An 18,112-nucleotide genomic window follows, 5' to 3' on the forward strand; every position below is an offset into this window, starting at 1 on the left:
AACAGGGTACGCTGATCTTTGTGCAGCTCCGGTACGCCTATCGTCTGACCCCGACCCCGGCTCAGCACCGGGCGTTGGCGCGGGCGTTCGGGTGTGCCCGGGTGGTGTTCAACGACGCGATCGCCGCCCGCCGGGCCGCACACGAGAACGGCGAGCCGTACCCCACGGACGGCGCGCTGTCCAAGGCGCTCACCGCGGCCAAGCGCACCCCGGAGAGGGCGTGGCTCGGCGAGGTGTCGGCCGTGGTGCTGCAACAGGCACTGGCGGACGCGAACACCGCCTACCGGAACTTCTTCGCCTCGATCAAGGGCGCCCGCAAGGGCCGCAAGCTGGGTGTGCCCCGGTTCCGGTCCCGCAAGGACCGGGCGCAGTCGATCCGGTTCACCATGGCTGCCCGGTTCCGGGTCACCCTGGCGGGCCGGTTGCGGCTGCCCGGGATCGGCGACGTCCCGGTGCGCTGGTCGCGCGAGCTGCCGGGCGAGCCGTCGAGCGTGACCGTCACCGTGGACGCGGCCGGGCGGTACCACGCCTCGTTCGTCGTCGACGTCCCCGACCAGCCGTTGCCCCTCGTGCAGCACGAGGTGGGCATCGACCTGGGGCTGACGCACTTCGCGGTGCTGTCGGACGGGGCGAAGGTCGACGCCCCGCGGATTGCGCGGAAGGCGCAGGCCAAGCTGGCGCGGGCGCAGAAGGAACTCGCCCGACGGCAGCGCGGGTCGAAGAATCGGGAGAAGTCACGCCGCAAGGTCGCCCGCGCGCACGTGCGGGTGGCGGACACGCGGCGGGACTGGTTGCACAAGCTGTCGACCACCGTGGTTCGGGAGAACCAACTGATCGCGGTGGAAGACCTGGCCGTGTCCGGTCTGGCCCGGACCCGGCTGGCCCGCAGCGTGCACGACGCGGGCTGGTCCACGTTCGTCGCGATGCTGACGTACAAGGCGCAGCGGGCCGGACGGACGCTGGTGAAGGTGGACCGGTGGTTCCCCTCCACTCGGGCGTGCTCGGCGTGTGGGGCGATCGGCGAGGCCAAGCCCCTGCACGTGCGGGAGTGGACCTGCGGGTGCGGCACCGTGCACGACCGGGACGTCAACGCGGCCCGGAACATCCTCGCGGCTGGACGAGCCGTGATGCCTGTGGAGACGGCGTCAGACCTCGGGAAACCGGGGCAGTTGTCCGCGAAGCAGGAACCCACCGGGAGCGCGGCCTAAGCCGCACAGACCGGAACCCCCGCCGTTCACGGCGGGGAGGACGTCAAGACGTCTGGATCGAGCCGGAGGAGCGGTGGGCCCTCCGACCAGCCTGGGCCGCGGGGTACACACCAGCTGGGCGGTGTGCGCCGCGGTGGGCGAGGGCCGGGACCGCACGGAGCACGAGCGGCCGGTCGTCGTGCTCGCGCCGCCGCTGACAGGCGCCCCGCCGCCCGCGCGGCACCGCGGCGACGGCGAGCCGGACGCCGCGAGCACCTACTCCGGGTTGTCCGCGGGCAGCGTGCGGGCGGGGGTGAGCGTGTCCGAGCGGCTGCGGGTGGTCGCCCACCAGGAGATCGACGCGCGCGGTGCGGGTCGACCTGGTCCGGGTGGCCCGGTCGGATCCCGGCGACGAGGTGCTGAACTGGGATGTCGTCGCCACCACGGACGCCCCGGGGCCCTCGGGCTGCGGCCGCGTCAGCCGCGCGACCTCGCGTTCTCGCTCGTCGTCCCGGCCGACGCGTCGGCCTCGGTGACCGCCGAGGGGTACGTCGTGGAGTACCTGCTGCGGGCGGTGATCGACCGGCCGCGGCGGCCGGACACGATGTGAGACCAGGTGATCGGCGTGCACGACAGCGACTGAGCCGGCGACACCGCCCGGGGGCGGCCGCGTCGGCTGCGTGCCGATCGCCCGCACGGTGATCAGTGCTCGGTCCCGTTCTCCCGGTATGGTCTGACCCCGATGAGCACCCTTTTCACGAAGATCATTGACGGCGAGCTGCCCGGGCGTTTCGTCTGGTCCGACGATCGCGCCGTCGGCTTCCTGTCGATCAACCCGTTCGGGCCGGGACACACGCTGGTGGTGCCGCGCGCGGAGGTCGACCACTGGCTCGACGCCGACGCCGATCTGCTCGCGCATCTCACCGCCGTCGCGCACACCATCGGGCACGCCGTGCGCGCCGTGTGGCAGCCGCCGCGGGTCGGCCTGATGGTGGCCGGCTTCGAGGTGCCGCATCTGCATGTGCACGTGTTCCCGGCCTGGGACCTGACGGCCTTCAACTTCGCCAACGCGGCCAAGTCGGTCGAGGCTGACGAGCAGGAGGCGCACGCCGAGGCCCTTCGCGGCGCGCTGCGGTCGGCCGGGCACGCGGACCGCGTACCCGCCGCCGCAACCGGCCGCGGCTGAGCCGTGCAGCTCGTCCTCGTCCGGCATGCGCTGCCGCACCAGGTGAGCGCCGCCGAGCTCGGCGAGGCCGGCGATGCCGCCGCGGCCGACCCGGGGCTGACCGAGCTGGGTGAGCGCCAGGCCGTCCGGCTGGTCGGCGCGCTGTCCGGGGAGGACATCGCCGCCCTCTACAGCAGCACGATGGCCCGCGCGGTCGGCACCGTCGCGCCGCTGGCCGCCGCGCTGGGCAGGCAGCCGCAACGGGTCGCCGAGCTGGCCGAGTACGACGCCAACGACCGGCACTACGTCCCCGTGCACGAGATGGCGCGCCTCGCGCCGGAGTCCTATGCGCGGCTGAGAGCGGGGCTGCTGCCCCCGCACGTCGACGTCGAGGCGTTCCGGACGCGCGTCGTCGGCGCCGTCGAATCGATCGTGGCGACGCACCCGGGCCGGGAGACGGCGGTGCTGGTGGCGCACGCCGGAGTGATCAACATCTACCTCGCCCACCTGCTCGGCATCCCGCGACCGCTGGCCTTCCCGCTGGACTACACCGGGATCACCCGGGTGCTGGCCGGGCGCGACGGCCGCCGTTCGGTGCGCAGCGTGAACGAGACCGCGCACGTCGCCGATCTGCTCGCGGAGGTGCCGGTCCCGGCTCGTGAGTGAGAAGTGACGCCGGAACAGTGTTATGCGCTCACGGGCCCGCAGGGCATCGACTCAGCGCGCACGTCTGCCTACGCTCGGTTCCGATGTCCGACCCAGGGGGGCGACGGCGGTATCGGTCCGCCGAACGGAGGGATCGCGACGCTCATGGCCGGTCGGGGACAGGGAAGCAGGCTCTCCGAGGTGTTCCGGAGAGGCGAGTTCCGGGCGCTGTGGGGCGCCGAGCTGATCTCTCTCGCGGGTGACCAGCTCGCCCGCGTCGCACTGGCCGTTCTCGTCTACGGCCGCACCGGATCGGCCGGCTGGGCGGCGGCGGTCTACGCGCTCACGTTCCTGCCCGCGATGCTCGGCGGGGTGCTGCTCGGCGGCCTCGCCGACCGGCATCGCAGGCGCGAGGTCATGGTGGCCGCGGATGTGGTCCGCGCGGTGCTCGTCGGCGTGATGGCCCTGCCGGGGCTGTCGCTGTGGCTGCTGTGCGCGCTGCTCGTGGTGGTGGTGCTGCTCTCGGCGGTGCACAGCTCGGCGCAGGCGGCGTTGCTCCCGGCGGTGCTGCCCGATGATCTCTATGAGCGGGGACTGGCCGTCCGCCAGATCACCAGCCAGGCCGTGCAACTGGCGGCGTTCGCGGGCGGCGGGCTGCTCCTCGTGGCCGTTTCCCCCAACGTGGCCCTCGCGCTCAACGCGGCGACGTTCGTGGTCTCGGCCGTGGTGTTGCGCCTCGGCGTCGGCAACCGCCCGGTACCGGGTGGCGAGGACGGCGAGGACGGATCGCGTTCCGTCGCGCGCGACGGGTTCGACGCGATCCGCGAGATCCTCGCCGATCCTCCGCGCCGGGCGCTGCTCTGCCTGGTCTGGCTGGTCAGCTGCTATGTCGTCCCGGAGGCGCTGGCGGCCCCCTATGCGGCGCGCCTCGACGGGGGCCCGCTCGCGGTCGGGCTGCTCATGGCGGCCGATCCGGCGGGAAGCGTGATCGGTGCTTTCGTGTTCCACCGACTCGTTCCCGCCGGGCCCCGCACGCGGCTCATCGGGGTGATAGCCGCTTTCGCCGGGCTGCCGCTGGCGCTGTGCGTGTTCGAGCCCGGCCTGGTCGGATCGATTCTGCTGTGGGGTGTGTCGGGGGCGCTGTCGACCGCGTACCTGATCCAGGCGCAGGCCGTGTTCGTGCGCGCCACCCCCGACGCCCACCGGGGCCGGGTCGTCGGCGTCGCCGCGTCCGGTCTCGTGGCCACCCAGGGGGTCGCCGTGTTCCTCGGTGGGCTGCTCGCGGACCGGGTCGGACCACCGATGGCGGTCACCATCGCGGGTGTCGCGGGGATGGTGCTCGCCACCGCGTCCGGCCTCGCCTGGCGGGCGGCTCGCCGTGCGGGGTCCGAGGCCGTCGGCGGTACTCCCGCCCTCGACGCGGGTTGACCCTCCGTAATCACCGATTCACCAGTTCTTGTTACGCATCGTGCACCTCTTTTCTGCTCGGCCCGCTCCGGTCGGGAGAGTCGGTCACCAGTTCTTGTTACGCACCGTGTTGGTCCTTCCTGCTCGTCGGATCCCGTTCCTTGATCACCAGTTCTTGTTGCGCACGACATTTCCTTTCCGTCTGCAACTACCTCGGGAGCGATTCGATCACCAGTTCTTGTTGCGCATCGCGCGCTCCTTTCTGCTCGTGTCGTGCGTTCTGCTCACCAGTTCTTGTTGTGCACGGGCTCCTCCTCTCAAGCGGTCGGACCAGCGGACACGATCGCGTATCACCAGTTCTTGTTCGACATCGGGGCACCACTCTCGGGTATCTTGATCATTTCGGGCCGGCGACCGACATGCGGTCACCAGTTCTTGTTGCGCACAGATCTCACCTCGCTCTGTCGTGACTCCGTGGCGACACCGCGGTGCCGACACAAGAATTCTGCAATCTGCGACTCATCGAGCGCGGCCCGGTCTGCGAGAGTTCTACCCCGGAGTGGGTGACACGGCCGGAGGGGACGACTAGGCTTCACCAAAGGTGACACTCGAATGACTGAGAGTATGGATGTCCTCGGAACACGGTGAACACATCGAGGCAAGGCGTTCACCGACTTGGCTGCGCCCTGTCACCCGTTGGGCCCTTTGGTCGCTTCCCCCGCGGGTCCGCACCCCGGTGCTCCTCGTGGAGCTCACCGCACTGGCGCTGGTGGCCCTGCACGTCACCCGGACCACCTCGTGGGCCGAGGGCAGCGTGGGGCTGGTGGTGCTGTGCCTGCTCGGCGTGGCGCACACCGAGATCGCGGTCGGGGTCGAACGGATGCGGCGCCGGGTCACCGAGACCCCGCACGTCGACCTCAGCTCCGTATGGACCTTCGCCGGCGCCCTGCTGCTGCCCACCAGCTACGCCGTGCTCACCGCGGTCGTCGTGCACGGCCATCTGTGGTGGCGGGCCTGGCGGCCGCGGGTGCCCGCCTATCGCCAGCTGTTCAGCACCGCGACGGTCGTCCTCGCCTGCATCGCGGCGTCCACCGTCGTCGGCTCCATCGGGACCGGAGACTTCTCCGGAGAGCTCTCGGAAGGGCCCATGGAGCTGGTCGCGCTCGTGCTGGCGCTGCTGGTCTACACCACCGTCAACAGCGGTCTGATCGCCGGCGCGATCGCGGTCAGCAACCCGCAGGCCACCACGGTGCAGGTGCTCGGCCACTGGGACGAAAACATGCTTGAGGTCGCGACGCTGTGCCTCGGCGGGCTCACCGCCGTCGCGCTCGCGATCAACCCGTGGCTGATCGTGCTGGTGCTGCCGCCGCTGCTGGTGCTGCACCGCGCGGTGCTCGTGCGTCAGCTGGAGGAGGCGGCGAGCACGGACGGCAAGACCGGTCTGCTCAATGCGGCCGCGTGGCATGCAGAGGCCGAGCGGGAGCTGCGGCGCACGGCGCGGACCGGTGGCAGCGCCGCGGTACTGATCCTCGATCTCGACCACTTCAAGGCGGTCAACGACCACCACGGCCACCTCGCGGGCGACGAGGTGCTCACGTCGCTGGCCTCGGTGCTGCGCAGCGAGGTCCGGGACAAGGACCTGGTCGGCCGGTTCGGCGGCGAGGAGTTCGTCATCCTGCTGCCCGGCCTCGACGGCGACGGGGAGCATTCGGAGCTGCGGGCCGTCGCCGAGCGGATCCGTCGCAGGGTCGCCGGCCTCACCGTGGAGCTCGCCACCGCCGACGGCCCGCTCACGGTGCGCGACCTCAGTGTCTCGGTCGGCGGGGCCACGTTCCCGCACGACGGCGCCGACCTGCGCCAGGTGCTCTCGGTCGCCGACGCCGCGCTCTATGCGGCCAAGCGCGCGGGCCGCAACGTCGTGCGGATGAGCCTGCATCTCCCGCGCCAGCGACCGGGAGTCCCGTTCGACGAACCCCCGGCCGCCTCACGTGGGTCTCCCTGATCCACCACCCGCCGGCCGGTCGGGTGCCCGGACGACCATGGCGTCACCCGCCGGCGCGGAACGATCACGGTCCGCAAGATCGGTGCCGTCCGAGTCCACTCCCTTGGGTGATCGGGACCGCGCTGACACCGAGGGTGGGTCTCTCTAGGCTCAGGCTCAGTCGGACGGGGTGCTCGGGAGGGGGGCCGGTGGTTTCCACGGCAACGACGCTCGCCCCACCCCAGCGCCACCCGGTGCCCGCCCGCTGGCCGTTCTGGACGTTGCGCGCACCGGCGATCGCCGCGGTGGTGCTCGTCGAGGCCACCGCGATCGTGCTGCTCGCCCTCGGCGTGGCCGGGCCGGTGCCGGCCACCGGCGCGCTCGGGCTCACCGCCCTGCTCATCGCGCTGGGCGTCGTGCACACCGAGGTGGCCACCGGGATCGAGCGGATCCGCCGCCGATCGGCCGGCACCTCCTACTTCGACCTCAGCTCGGTCTGGACGTTCGCCGCCGCCGTGCTGCTGCCGCCTGCCATGGCGGGCCTGGTCGTCCTCGGGATCTACGCGCACCTGTGGTGGCGGGTGTGGCGACCGGCGAAGGTGCCGCTCTACCGGCATCTGTTCACCACCGCGACGGTGCTGCTCGCCGCGCGCGCCGCGCACGCGGTCGTCGCCGGGTCGGGAGGCTTCCAGGGCTGGCCGGAGAGCGCGGCGGGGCTGGGCACGATCGCACTGGCCATCCTGGTCTACGTCACGCTGAACACCGTGCTGGTGGCACTGGCGATCGTGGCGAGCAGCGGCCGGGCCGAGCCCGCCGCCGTGCTGGGCCACTGGGACGGCCACATGCTCGAGGTCGCGACGCTGTGCCTGGGGGCGCTCGCCGCGATCGTGCTGACCACCCGCCCGATGCTGGTGGTGCTCGCGTTGCCGCCGCTGCTGGTGCTGCACCGCTCCGTGCTCGTGCGTCAGCTCGAGACCGAGGCCAGCACGGACGCGAAGACCGGGCTGCTCAACGCCGCGGCCTGGCGGGCCCGGACCGAGCAGGAGCTGCACCGGGTTCGCCGGGCGCGGGACGCGGTCGCCGTCCTCATCGCCGATCTGGACCACTTCAAGGCCGTCAACGACTCCTACGGCCACCTCGCGGGCGACGCGGTGCTGGCCGCCGTCGCGGGCGAGCTGCGGGCCCAGGTGCGTGCGGACGATCTGGTCGGGCGCTTCGGCGGCGAGGAGTTCGTGGTGCTGGCCGCGCTCTCGCGCGGCGGGGACGGCCGCCGCGAGCTGCACGCCATCGCCGAGCGGATCCGGCACCGGATCGCCGCGCTGAGCGTCGTCGTCGACACCCCGGAGGGGGCGCAGACGCTCTCCGGGCTGAGCATCTCGGTCGGCGGGGCCACCTGCTCGACGGACGGCGCCGGCCTCGACCGGGTTCTCGCGAACGCCGACGCGGCCCTCTACGCGGCCAAGAACGCGGGCCGCAACACGGTACGCATCGCGGGGCCCGCGGAGGTCCCCGCAGCGCGCCGGCCGATCGCCTGAACGCGGCCGCCGACCGCCCCGGCGTCGCGTCCTGATGTGGGAAGATCCCCGCGGTCGTACAGTAGCCGCGTGAGCCTGTTGCGATCCGTCCGCGATCCAGCCGACCTCAAACGGTTCGGGCCGAACGAGCTGGCCGAGCTGGCGGCCGAGGTCCGCCGCTTTCTGGTCTCGAGCGTGTCCCGGACCGGCGGGCATCTCGGGCCCAACCTGGGGGTCGTCGAGCTGACCATTGCGCTGCACCGGGTGTTCGACTCCCCCCGCGACACCCTCGTCTGGGACACCGGCCATCAGGCCTACGTGCACAAGATGCTCACCGGCCGCCTGGACGGCTGGGACCGGCTGAAGAAGACCGGTGGGCTGTCCGGCTATCCCAGCCGCGCGGAGAGCGAGCACGACCTCGTCGAGAACAGCCACGCCTCGACGTCGCTGTCCTGGGCGGACGGGCTGGCCCGCGCCTACGCTCTGACCGGGCAGCGCCGCCACGTCGTCGCGGTGATCGGCGACGGCGCGCTCACCGGCGGGATGGCCTGGGAGGCGCTCAACAACATCGCGGCCGGCAAGGACCGCAACATCGTCATCGTCGTCAACGACAACGGCCGCTCCTACGCACCGACGATCGGCGGTCTCGCGGACCGGCTCGCCACCCTGCGGCTGCAGCCCGGCTACGAACGCTTCCTCGATGCCGGCAAGCAGGCGCTGCGCGGCACCCCGGTCGTCGGGGACACGATCTATGCCGGCCTGCATGCGATCAAGGCCGGGATCAAGGACGCGGTGAGCCCGCAGCGGCTGTTCTCCGATCTCGGGCTCAAATACTTCGGCCCGGTCGACGGGCATGACATCGCCGCCATGGAGTCGGCGTTGCGCCGGGCCCGGTACTTCGGCGGCCCGGTGATCGTGCACGCCGTGACCCGCAAGGGCAACGGCTATCCGCCCGCCGAGAACGACCAGGCCGAGCAGATGCACAGCCCGGCGGCGTTCGACCCGCGGACCGGCCTGCCGACCGGGCCGCCGCAGCGGGGCTGGACGAGCGTGTTCGCCCAGGAGATGGTGGCACTCGGCACGCAGCGAAAAGACATCGTCGCGATCACCGCGGCGATGCTCGGGCCGACCGGGCTCGCGCCGTTCGCCGAGGCTCACCCCGGGCGCTGTTTCGACGTCGGGATCGCCGAGCAACACGCCCTGACCTCCGCGGCCGGGCTCGCCAGGGGCGGGCTGCACCCCGTCGTCGCGGTCTACTCGACGTTCCTCAACCGGGCGTTCGACCAGCTGCTCATGGACGTCGCGCTGCACCGCCAGGCACTCACCCTGGTGCTCGACAGGGCCGGGGTCACCGGCAGCGACGGGCCCTCGCACAACGGCATGTGGGATCTGTCGATCCTCGGTGTCGTTCCCGGGATGCGGGTCGCCGCCCCGCGCGACGCGGCGACGCTGCGCGAGGAGCTGGCCGAGGCCGTCGCCGTCGACGACGGGCCGACCGCGCTGCGTTTCCCGAAGGGGGCAGTGATCGAGTCGGTGCCCGCGGTGCGGCGCATCGGCGGGGTCGACGTTCTGGCGGAGCCCGTCGAGAACGAGCCGCCGTCGGTCCTGCTGGTGTGTGCCGGGGTGTTCGGTGAGCTGGGAGTGGCCGCCGCGGAGCGGCTGGCCCACCAGGGTGTCGGGGTCACCGTCGTCGACCCGCGGTGGGTGCTGCCGGTTCCGGAGATGCTCGTCACGCTGGCCCGCGAGCACCGCCTCGTCGTCACCGTCGCCGACAACGGGCGGCACGGCGGGTTCGGCTCGGCACTGGCGGACGCGCTGCGCGCCGCCGAGGTCGACGTCCCGCTGCGCGATCTGGCGTTGCCCCAGGAGTTCCTCGAACACGGCAGCAGGCCCGACGTCCTGGCGGCGGCCGGGCTGACCGCGCAGGACGTCGCCCGGCGGATCACCGAATGGGCCGCGGCGCTGGCCGGCTGCAAGATCGGCCCGTCGGATCCGGCGGTGGCCGAGCCCACGACCGCACCGGAGGAGCAATCGCGCTGATGCGCGTGCTGATCGTCGAGGACGAGCGGGCGCTGGCCGACGCGCTGGCCCGCGGGCTCCGCCGCGAAGGAATGGCCGTCGACATCGCCTACGACGGGTCGAGCGGGCAGGAGAAGGCCGCGGTCACCCGGTACGACGTCGTCGTGCTCGACCGCGACCTGCCGGGTCTCTCCGGTGACGAGCTGTGCGCCGAGATCGTCTCGTCGCCGACCACCACCCGGGTGCTCATGCTCACCGCCAGCGGCACACTGGCCGACAAGGTCGACGGCCTGTCCCGCGGCGCCGACGACTACCTGGCCAAGCCGTTCGACTTCCCGGAGCTGGTGGCCCGGCTGCGGGCGCTGGCCCGCCGCGCCACCCCGGCCGTGCCGCCGCTGCTGGTGGCGGGTGATCTCGAGCTCGATCCGGCCCGGCGCACGGTCCGCCGGTCCGACCGTCCGGTGGAGCTCACCCGCAAGGAGTTCGGCGTGCTGGAGGTGCTGCTCGGCGCGAGCGGCGCCGTCGTCAGCAGTGAGGAGCTGCTGGAGCGGGTCTGGGACGAGAACGCGGATCCGTTCACCACCACCGTCCGGGTCACGGTCATGACCCTGCGCAAGAAGCTCGGTGAACCCGCGGTGATCGAGACCGTGGTCGGTGCCGGCTACCGGGTTCCGGCCGCGGGCTAGGCCGTGGGGAGGCCGCAGCGTCCGCCGCTGCGCCGCTATGGGCTGCGGCCCCGGCTGACGTTGCTCGCCACGGTGCTCGTCGCGCTGGTCAGCGGGCTGTTGCTGTGGCTGGGCTGGCTGCTCGTGGGCGGGGTGGCGCGCGCGGTGCCCGCGCTGCCGCCCGGGAGCACGGTGCGGGTGGGCAACCTCGACGTCCCCGCCGAGCAGCTGAGCGAGGCCGTCGGCGCGGCTGCGCGAGCGGAGGTGCTGCGGGCGGGACTTATCGCGTTCCCCCTGGTCGTGGTGGCCGCGGGGTTGGTGTCGTGGGTCCTGGTGGGGCGGGTGCTGGCTCCGCTGCTGGCGGTGACGGCCACGGCCCGGCGGTTGTCGGCGGAGTCGCTGGACGAACGGACCGGGCTGCGCGACGCCCGCGGCGAGGTCGCCGAGCTGGCCGCGGGGTTCGACGCGATGCTCGATCGGCTGCAGGCCGCATTCGACGCGCAGCGCCGCTTCGTTGCCAACGCCGGCCACGAGCTGCGCACCCCGCTGGCCGTGTTGCACACCGAGGTCGATGTGACGCTGGCCGATCCGGACGCCGAGATCGCGGAGCTGCGCCGGATGGGCGAGGTCGTGCGGGCGGCCGCGCGGCGCGCCGATGCCCTCGTCGGCGGGCTGCTGCTGCTCGCCCGCGCCCAGGGCGGTGAGCAGATCGAGCACCGCCCGGTGGACGTTGCCGAGCTGGTCCGGGCGGGCGTGGCGACCCTGCGCGGCGAGGCGGCCTGCGGCGGGCTCCGGGTGCGGGCGCGCGGGTCCGCGGCCCCGACGACCGGCGACCGGGTGCTGCTCGAACGGCTGGTCGGCAACCTTCTGGAGAACGCCGTCCGGCACAACGTGACCGGTGGCTGGGTGGAGATCTGCACGGCCATCGGCCCCGACGGCCGAGCCGAGCTGCGGGTGGCCTCCAGCGGTCCGGAGATCGCGCCCGAAGCGGTTCCGGAACTGTTCGAGCCGTTCCGGCGCGGGCCGCGTGAGCGGACCGCGGAGGTGCCCGGCTCGGGCCTTGGCCTGTCCATCGTGCGGGCCGTGGTGGCCGCGCACGGGGGCACCGTGCGCGGGGAGCCGGTCCCCGGCGGCGGGCTCGCTGTCACGGTGCGCCTTCCCGCATCCGCGAGTCGTGGTATGTCCGAGCGCGAGTCGGGGTTTCGTCGAGGGTGAGTCGCGGTCAGGACGCGCGGGCGAGCAGCGCCTGCTCCAGCAGCGGCGCGACCAGCTCCACCTGCCATGGGCGGGCGTCCCCCGCGCACAGCGCCGCCGCGACGTCGCCGTCGGCGGGCGGGCTCCAGCACACCCGGCGCAGCAGATCCGGCTGCACCAGGTTCTCCACGGGAACCGCCCGCTGCTCGCCGAGGGCGGCGAGCGCCGCGCGGGCCGCCGCGAGCCGGGCGGCGGCGTCGGGGTCGCGGTCGGACCAGCGCGCCACCGGCGGCGGGCCGTCGGTCGGCACGGTCGGGCGCGGCAGCTGCTGGTGGGGCAGCCCGGCCGCCTCGGCGAGTGCGGCGAACCAGTATTCCGTCAGCCTGCGCTGCGACCGACCGCGGAACACCGGCAGCGCCGCCAGGGCCTGCGGGGACTCCGGCGCGGCGACCGCGGCCTCGATGATCGCGGAGTCCGGCAGCACCCGGCCGGGGGCGATGTCCCGCTCGGCGGCCAGCGTGTCGCGGGCTTCCCACAGCGCCCGCACCGCCGCCAGCAGGCGCGGTTTGCGGACCTTGTGGATACCCGAGGTGCGTCGCCACGGCTCGGGCCGCGGTGCGGGTGGGGGCGCGGTCCGGATGGCCTCGAACTCCTGCTCGGCCCATTCGAGCTTGCCCTGCTCGGCGAGCAGGCCGGCCAGCACGTCGCGCAGCTCGAGGAGCACCTCGACGTCGAGCGCGGCGTAGACCAGCCAGTCCTCGGGAAGCGGGCGTCGCGACCAGTCGGCGGCGCCGTGGCCCTTCTCCAGGCGGAGCCCCAGCAGCTGTTCGACGAGGGGCCCGAGGCCGACGCGCGGCAGTCCGGCGAGCCGGCCCGCCAGCTCGGTGTCGAACAGCCGGGACGGGACCAGCCCCACCTCGGCCAGGCACGCCAGATCCTGCGATGCGGCATGCAGCACCCATTCCGGCTCGCGGAGCGGCGGGGCCAGCACCGAGAGGTCGCTACCGAGCGGGATCGGGTCGACGAGCGCGGTGCTCGCCCCGGCCCTGCGCAGCTGCACCAGGTAGGCGCGTTGCGAGTAGCGGAACCCGGATGCCCGCTCGGCGTCGACGGCGACCGGTCCGCTGCCCGCGGCGAACTCCTCCGCGATCCGGTGCAGCGCCACGTCGTCGGCGACCACCGGCGGCAGCCCGCCCTTCGGCCGCAGCAGCGGCGTTGGTTCGGCTTCCGCGGGCGCGGTGGCGGTTCGGTCGGACGCGTCGTTCAAGGTCAGCGGATGACCCCGGCCCGCATCGCCAGCGCCACCATCTGCGCCCGGTCGCCGGTACCGAGCTTGCGCCCGATCCGCGAAAGGTGGCTCTTGACCGTCAGCGCGGACAGGTTGAGCGCCTCGCCGATCTCCTTGTTCGACTGCCCGTCCGCCACCAGCTGGAGCACCTCGACCTCGCGTGCCGAGAGCTCGCGCGGGGTGTTGTCGGTGCCCGCGACCCGGGTGCCGGTGGCGAGCAGCGGCGCGACGGTCGGATCGGCGTAGACGCCGCCGTCTAGAACGCGCTTGACGCCGTCGGTCACCACCGATGGAGATGCGGACTTGAGCAGATACGCCTGGGCGCCGGCCTGGAAGGCCGAGCGGACGGCGTACGGGTCGTCGGAGGATGCCAGCACCACCAGCCGGGTCCAGCCCATCGCACGCAGCTCGGTCACGAGGTCCAAGCCGCTGCCGTCGGGCAGGCTCAGATCGAGGATCGCGAGGTCGCACGGCCCGTTGGCTTGTGCTCGGGCGCGGGCCTCGGCCACCGAGGCGGCCTCGTGCACCGTTCCTGCCCCCATCGAGCGCAACCGCGCCGCGATCGCCTCACGTAGCAGTGGGTGGTCGTCGACCACCAGCACCGAGAACAGCTCTTCCCGCGGGTGCGGGACCATGGTGGGCGACAGCACGGCTCCGGTTGAGCTCCGCACAGGTGCGCCCTGGCCCACAACGGCCACGTTGTTTACCTCCCTGGAGTCGGTCGTTGCCCCCCGACCGGCACCAGATCCTCGGCCGACCGAGAGTTGCGCCCGACCGCTCGAGGAGGTGTCGTGGAGGAGAGGGTAGCCCCCCAAGCGGTCTAACGTCGTGTATCCGATCGAACTTCTACGGGTGAAAGTTACAACGTTGTCGAATCTCGACCACTCGATCGGGGGACCCACGGTCGCTGTTGGCAACGAAACCGCTGGTAGGCACGTGCTCACCCCGAGCGTGGGGTGAGCGTCCGGACGTCCACCGGGGGAAGCCCGGCCGCCGACGTGATCAGCGCGAAGAACGCCTCGGCGTGTCGTCCGAGGTCTGCGGGGTCATCCTCGGGCGTCCAGGAAGCCCGGATCTCCACGTCGTCGCAGCGGGGGCCCGCGATGTCGCCGAACCGCACCGAGGAGGTCTGCGTGACGGTGCCGCCGAGCGCGACGTGGGCGGCGCCGGACTGGGCGAGGGCGTCGGTCAGCCACGACCATCCGACCACCGGCAGCAGCTCGTCGTCGAGCTGCTCGGGCTCCAGCCGCGCCTGTACGAAGCAGACGAACCGGAAGGTGCCCGCCCACCTGTCCTGCCCGGCCGGGTCGTGCAGCAGGATGAGTCTGCCGGAGGTATCGGGCTCGTCGAGGTCGTCGTGGCCGTCGCCGCGGTGCCCGATGTCGGCCTCGACGCGCAGCGCCCACGAGTAGGGCGCCATTCGCGGCGGTGCGTCCAGCCCCGCGACCACGAGCTCGGGTCTGGGCCGGACGGCCGACAACGATGCGACCGCTCGACGGAACGGGGCTGGAGGGGCGGTCGCGTCAGACACGCCCGAGGACTCTAGGTCGCAAGGCCGGCGCCCGGGGACAGGCGCGCCGGGATGCGGGCGGACGACGCGCAAGGCCGCATGGGAGGATGGTCGGGCCATGGCTGCCCTGTCGGACCCCCTCCTTTCGCCCCCGGCCGCGACCCTTGACGTCCCGCCGCGCCGCAACCTCGCCACCGCGCCGTTCCTCGTGGCCACCCGCGGCGGCCGCCCGTCCCGGTTGCCGGTGTGGTTCATGCGCCAAGCGGGCCGGTCGCTGCCCGAGTACCGCGCGCTGCGCGCCGACACCGGCATGCTCGAGGCCTGCCTGACCCCCGACCTCGTATGCGAAATCACGCTGCAGCCGGTGCGCAGGCACGGTGTAGACGCGGCGATCCTGTTCAGCGACATCGTGGTTCCGCTGGCCGCGGCCGGCGTCGGGGTCGACATCGTGCCCGGCACCGGGCCGGTCGTCGCCCATCCGGTACGCACCGCGGCCGACGTCGCGCGACTGCCGGTGCTGCACCCCGAGCAGGTCGCGCCGGTCACCGAGGCGATCGGGCTGCTGCTCCCCGAGCTGGGCCAGACGCCGCTCATCGGCTTCGCAGGCGCGCCGTTCACGCTCGCCTCCTACCTCGTCGAAGGTGGGCCGAGCCGCCACCACGAGCGCACCAAGGCGCTCATGCGCTCGGCTCCCGAGGCGTGGCATGCGCTGCTGGCCGGGCTCGCCGAACTCACCTTGACGTTCCTGCGGGCGCAGGTCGCGGCGGGGGTCGACGCGGTCCAACTGTTCGACTCCTGGGCCGGCGCGCTGTCGGAGCGCGACTATCGGGAGTACGTGCTGCCGCATTCGGCCGCGGTGTTGCACGGGATCGCCGACGCGGGCGTACCGCGGATCCACTTCGGGGTCGGCACCGGCGAGCTGCTGGGCGCGATGGCCGAGGCCGGCGCCGACGTCATCGGGGTCGACTGGCGAGTTCCGCTGCACGTCGCCGCCCGCCGCACCGGCGGCACGCATCCGGTGCAGGGCAACCTCGATCCGGCCGTCCTGTTCGCCGATCAGGCGTCGATCGACGCCGATGTCCGGCGGATCGCGGACGAGGGCCGTCGCGCGCCGGGACACGTGTTCAACCTCGGGCACGGGGTGTTGCCGCAGACCGATCCGGACGCCCTGACCCGCGTGGTCGAGCTGGTGCATTCGCTGCGCGTCTAGTGGACGGGGTCATGCGGGTCGCGGTCATCGGCGGTGGGATCTCCGGTCTCGCGGCCGCACACCGGCTGCGCGGACTGCTCGGCCCGGCCGCGACGATCACCGTTGTGGAGCGCGCCGAACGGTTGGGCGGCGTGCTGCGCACCATTGACCTCGGCGGTGTCCCGTTCGACGTGGGCGCCGAGGCGTTCCTGGCGCGTCCGCCGGAGGTCCCGGCGCTGCTCGCCGAGCTCGACCTGCGCGACGCGCTGGTGCACCCGACCGCCGCCGCGCCCACCCTCCGCGTGGGCGGCCGCACCAGGCCGCTGCCCGCCGGGACGCTGCTCGGGGTGCCGACAAGCCGGGCCCGGCTGAACGGGGTGCTCTCGCCTGCCGGTCTCGCCGCGGTGGTCGCCGAGCCGGACCGGTCGTTGCGCTGGGTGCGCGGCGGCGACACCGCGCTGGGTGGCTTGTTGCGTGAGCGATTCGGCGACGAGGTCGCCGACCGGATCGCCGACCCGCTGCTCGGTGGGGTCTACGCCGGGCGCGTCGACGGGCTGGGCGTGCGCGCCACCATCCCGGCGCTGGCCGCCGCCCTCGATGCGGGCGCCCCCTCTGTCATCGCCGCCGCCGACTCCGCGAGTCGCGGTATTTCCGAGTGCGAGTCGGTGAATTCTCGCGACCGAGTCGCGCCCGCGCCGATGTTCGGCGCGCTGCGCGGGGGCTACCGGATGCTCCTCGACGCCCTCACGTCGGCGTCGGGTGCCCGGATCCGGCTGAACACCACCGCGCGTGGTCTGGAACGCAGCGCGTCCGGCTGGCGGATCGTACTCGGTCCGTCCATCGAACCGGAGACCCTCGAGGCCGACGCCGTGGTGCTGGCCGTTCCGGCGCCCGCCCTGCGCCGCCTGCTCGACGACGTCGTGCCGGCCGCGGCCGCCGTCACGGGCGAGATCGAACTCGCGTCCTCGGTCGTCGTCGCAATGGCCTACCGGGCGACCGATACCTGCACGCTGCCCCTGGCGTCCGGCGTGCTCATCGCGGCCGACGAGCCGCTGTCGATCAAGGCGGCGACGTACGCCTCGGCCAAGTGGGGGCATCTCGCCCCGGAGGCGACCGACGGGATGGTCCGGCTGCGGGCCTCGCTCGGCCGGTTCGGAGAGACGACGACCCTGCAGGTCGACGACGCCGAGCTCGTCGCCCGCGTCCGCGCCGATCTCGCGACGCTCACCGGCGTCACCGCCGAGCCCGTGGCGGTGCATGTGCAGCGGTGGGGTGGCGGGCTGCCGCAGTATGCGGTCGGGCACGGCGAGCGGGTCGCGGCCATCGAGGCCGCGGTCGCGGCGGTGCCCGGGCTGGCGGTGGCGGGTTCGGCGCTGCACGGCGTCGGCGTCCCGGCCTGCGTGCGGACGGCACAGGCGGCGGCGGAACGCGTCGCGGCGTGGCTGTCCGAGCCCGCCCGGTAAGAACCCGGCTCGCTCGCGGACGGATCGCGACTCGCGCTCGGAAATACCCCGACTCGCGGGGGTGGCGGGGGAGTGCCCGGGGGTCGCGGGGGAAGGGGCGTGGCAGCATGGAGACATGGCGCGGCTGAACTACAACGAGCTCAACGAGACGATCCGGTACACCATGTGGTCGGTCTTCCAGATCCAACCCGGGCGGCTGGGGGAGGATCGCGCCGAGGCCGCATCGCAGGCGGGGGAGTTCATCGAGGCGCTGGCGGACAAGGGCGTCGTCGTCCGCGGCGTCTACGACGTGGCCGGGCTGCGCGCCGACGCCGACTTCATGATCTGGTGGCACGCGGACAACATCGAGGCGCTGCAGGCCGCCTACACCGACCTGCGCCGCACCACCGCGCTCGGCAGGGCGTCGGTCCCCGTGTGGAGCCAGGCCGCCCTGCACCGTCCCGCGGAGTTCAACAAGAGCCACATCCCGGCGTTCCTGGCCGGTGAGGACGCCCGGCGCTATGTCTGCGTCTACCCGTTCGTGCGCTCCTACGACTGGTATCTGCTGCCCGACGACGAGCGGCGCAAGATGCTCGCCGAGCACGGGGCGATGGCGCGCGGCTATCCCGACGTCCGCGCCAACACGGTGCCCGCCTTCGCCCTTGGCGACTACGAGTGGGTCCTCGCGTTCGAGGCGGACGAGCTGGACCGCATCGTCGACCTCATGCGACACCTGCGCGGTGCCGAGGCCCGCCTGCACGTGCGGGAGGAGATCCCCTTCTACACCGGGCCGCGGGTGGAGATCCGCGATCTGGTCGCCTCCCTGCCCTGACCGGGCGCCCGGGCCGATCGCGAGCGCTTGACAGGTCCGCGGCGAGGGGTTCAGTCTCGGATTCGATGTGAATC

The 18,112-nt window shown here is 73.1% G+C and carries 16 protein-coding genes; 13 read left to right on the forward strand and 3 right to left on the reverse strand.

The window, feature by feature from the left end; all coding sequences use genetic code 11:
• Positions 1-20 precede the first annotated feature (20 nt).
• From G567_RS31460 to G567_RS31475, 10 genes are all read left to right on the forward strand, one after another.
• Positions 21-1,208, forward strand: coding sequence for an RNA-guided endonuclease InsQ/TnpB family protein (locus G567_RS31460; RefSeq protein WP_147200982.1), 1,188 nt, complete (start codon positions 21-23; stop codon positions 1,206-1,208).
• A 73-nt stretch (positions 1,209-1,281) separates the two neighbouring features.
• On the forward strand, positions 1,282-1,797 hold the full coding sequence (locus tag G567_RS0125210) for a hypothetical protein (RefSeq protein ID WP_147200981.1): 516 nt from the start codon (positions 1,282-1,284) through the stop codon (positions 1,795-1,797).
• A 132-nt stretch (positions 1,798-1,929) separates the two neighbouring features.
• Positions 1,930-2,373 carry an HIT family protein gene (locus G567_RS0125215; RefSeq protein WP_028932085.1) on the forward strand — a complete coding sequence of 148 codons (444 nt, stop codon included), beginning with the start codon at positions 1,930-1,932 and terminating at the stop codon, positions 2,371-2,373.
• A gap of 3 nt (positions 2,374-2,376) precedes the next feature.
• Positions 2,377-3,018 carry a histidine phosphatase family protein gene (locus G567_RS0125220; protein ID WP_028932086.1) on the forward strand — a complete coding sequence of 214 codons (642 nt, stop codon included), beginning with the start codon at positions 2,377-2,379 and terminating at the stop codon, positions 3,016-3,018.
• 144 nt (positions 3,019-3,162) lie between these two features.
• Positions 3,163-4,425 (forward strand): MFS transporter, encoded by a 1,263-nt coding sequence (locus G567_RS0125225; RefSeq protein WP_028932087.1) that lies wholly within the window; start codon positions 3,163-3,165, stop codon positions 4,423-4,425.
• Between the two features lie 724 nt (positions 4,426-5,149).
• The gene (locus tag G567_RS31465) at positions 5,150-6,406 is read left to right on the forward strand and encodes a sensor domain-containing diguanylate cyclase (RefSeq protein ID WP_051233548.1); all 1,257 of its coding nucleotides are present in this window, start codon (positions 5,150-5,152) and stop codon (positions 6,404-6,406) included.
• A 188-nt stretch (positions 6,407-6,594) separates the two neighbouring features.
• On the forward strand, positions 6,595-7,920 hold the full coding sequence (locus G567_RS31470; RefSeq protein WP_147200979.1) for a GGDEF domain-containing protein: 1,326 nt from the start codon (positions 6,595-6,597) through the stop codon (positions 7,918-7,920).
• A gap of 69 nt (positions 7,921-7,989) precedes the next feature.
• Complete coding sequence (dxs, locus tag G567_RS0125240; RefSeq protein WP_028932088.1) at positions 7,990-9,939, forward strand: 1-deoxy-D-xylulose-5-phosphate synthase; 1,950 nt, start codon at positions 7,990-7,992, stop codon at positions 9,937-9,939.
• Positions 9,939-10,604, forward strand: coding sequence for a response regulator transcription factor (locus G567_RS34680; protein WP_028932089.1), 666 nt, complete (start codon positions 9,939-9,941; stop codon positions 10,602-10,604). Before dxs ends, G567_RS34680 begins: the two co-directional genes overlap by 1 nt.
• Positions 10,605-10,607: 3 nt before the next feature.
• On the forward strand, positions 10,608-11,798 hold the full coding sequence (locus G567_RS31475; protein WP_245585793.1) for a sensor histidine kinase: 1,191 nt from the start codon (positions 10,608-10,610) through the stop codon (positions 11,796-11,798).
• Between the two features lie 7 nt (positions 11,799-11,805).
• Here G567_RS31475 and G567_RS0125255 read toward each other — a convergent pair whose 3' ends face one another.
• The 3 genes from G567_RS0125255 to G567_RS0125265 all read right to left on the reverse strand — a co-directional run bounded on the left by G567_RS0125255 (position 11,806) and on the right by G567_RS0125265 (position 14,596).
• Positions 11,806-13,044 carry an HRDC domain-containing protein gene (locus G567_RS0125255; RefSeq protein ID WP_037058190.1) on the reverse strand — a complete coding sequence of 413 codons (1,239 nt, stop codon included), beginning with the start codon at positions 13,042-13,044 and terminating at the stop codon, positions 11,806-11,808.
• A gap of 2 nt (positions 13,045-13,046) precedes the next feature.
• A complete protein-coding gene (locus G567_RS31480; RefSeq protein WP_147200984.1) occupies positions 13,047-13,700 on the reverse strand; it encodes a response regulator transcription factor in 654 nt (217 codons plus the stop codon).
• Between the two features lie 305 nt (positions 13,701-14,005).
• Positions 14,006-14,596, reverse strand: coding sequence for a DUF3000 domain-containing protein (locus G567_RS0125265; protein WP_028932091.1), 591 nt, complete (start codon positions 14,594-14,596; stop codon positions 14,006-14,008).
• A gap of 97 nt (positions 14,597-14,693) precedes the next feature.
• Here G567_RS0125265 and hemE point away from each other — a divergent pair, with 97 nt between their 5' ends.
• The 3 genes from hemE to hemQ all read left to right on the forward strand — a co-directional run bounded on the left by hemE (position 14,694) and on the right by hemQ (position 18,038).
• On the forward strand, positions 14,694-15,785 hold the full coding sequence (gene hemE, locus G567_RS0125270; protein ID WP_028932092.1) for a uroporphyrinogen decarboxylase: 1,092 nt from the start codon (positions 14,694-14,696) through the stop codon (positions 15,783-15,785).
• 11 nt (positions 15,786-15,796) lie between these two features.
• Entirely contained in the window at positions 15,797-17,227 is a 1,431-nt protein-coding gene (gene hemG / locus G567_RS0125275) for a protoporphyrinogen oxidase (protein ID WP_037058215.1), read from the forward strand.
• A 115-nt stretch (positions 17,228-17,342) separates the two neighbouring features.
• Positions 17,343-18,038, forward strand: coding sequence for a hydrogen peroxide-dependent heme synthase (gene hemQ, locus G567_RS0125280; RefSeq protein ID WP_028932094.1), 696 nt, complete (start codon positions 17,343-17,345; stop codon positions 18,036-18,038).
• The last annotated feature ends 74 nt before the right edge of the window (positions 18,039-18,112 follow it).

The sequence above is a fragment of the Pseudonocardia asaccharolytica DSM 44247 = NBRC 16224 genome (assembly GCF_000423625.1).
Lineage (GTDB): Bacteria > Actinomycetota > Actinomycetes > Mycobacteriales > Pseudonocardiaceae > Pseudonocardia > Pseudonocardia asaccharolytica.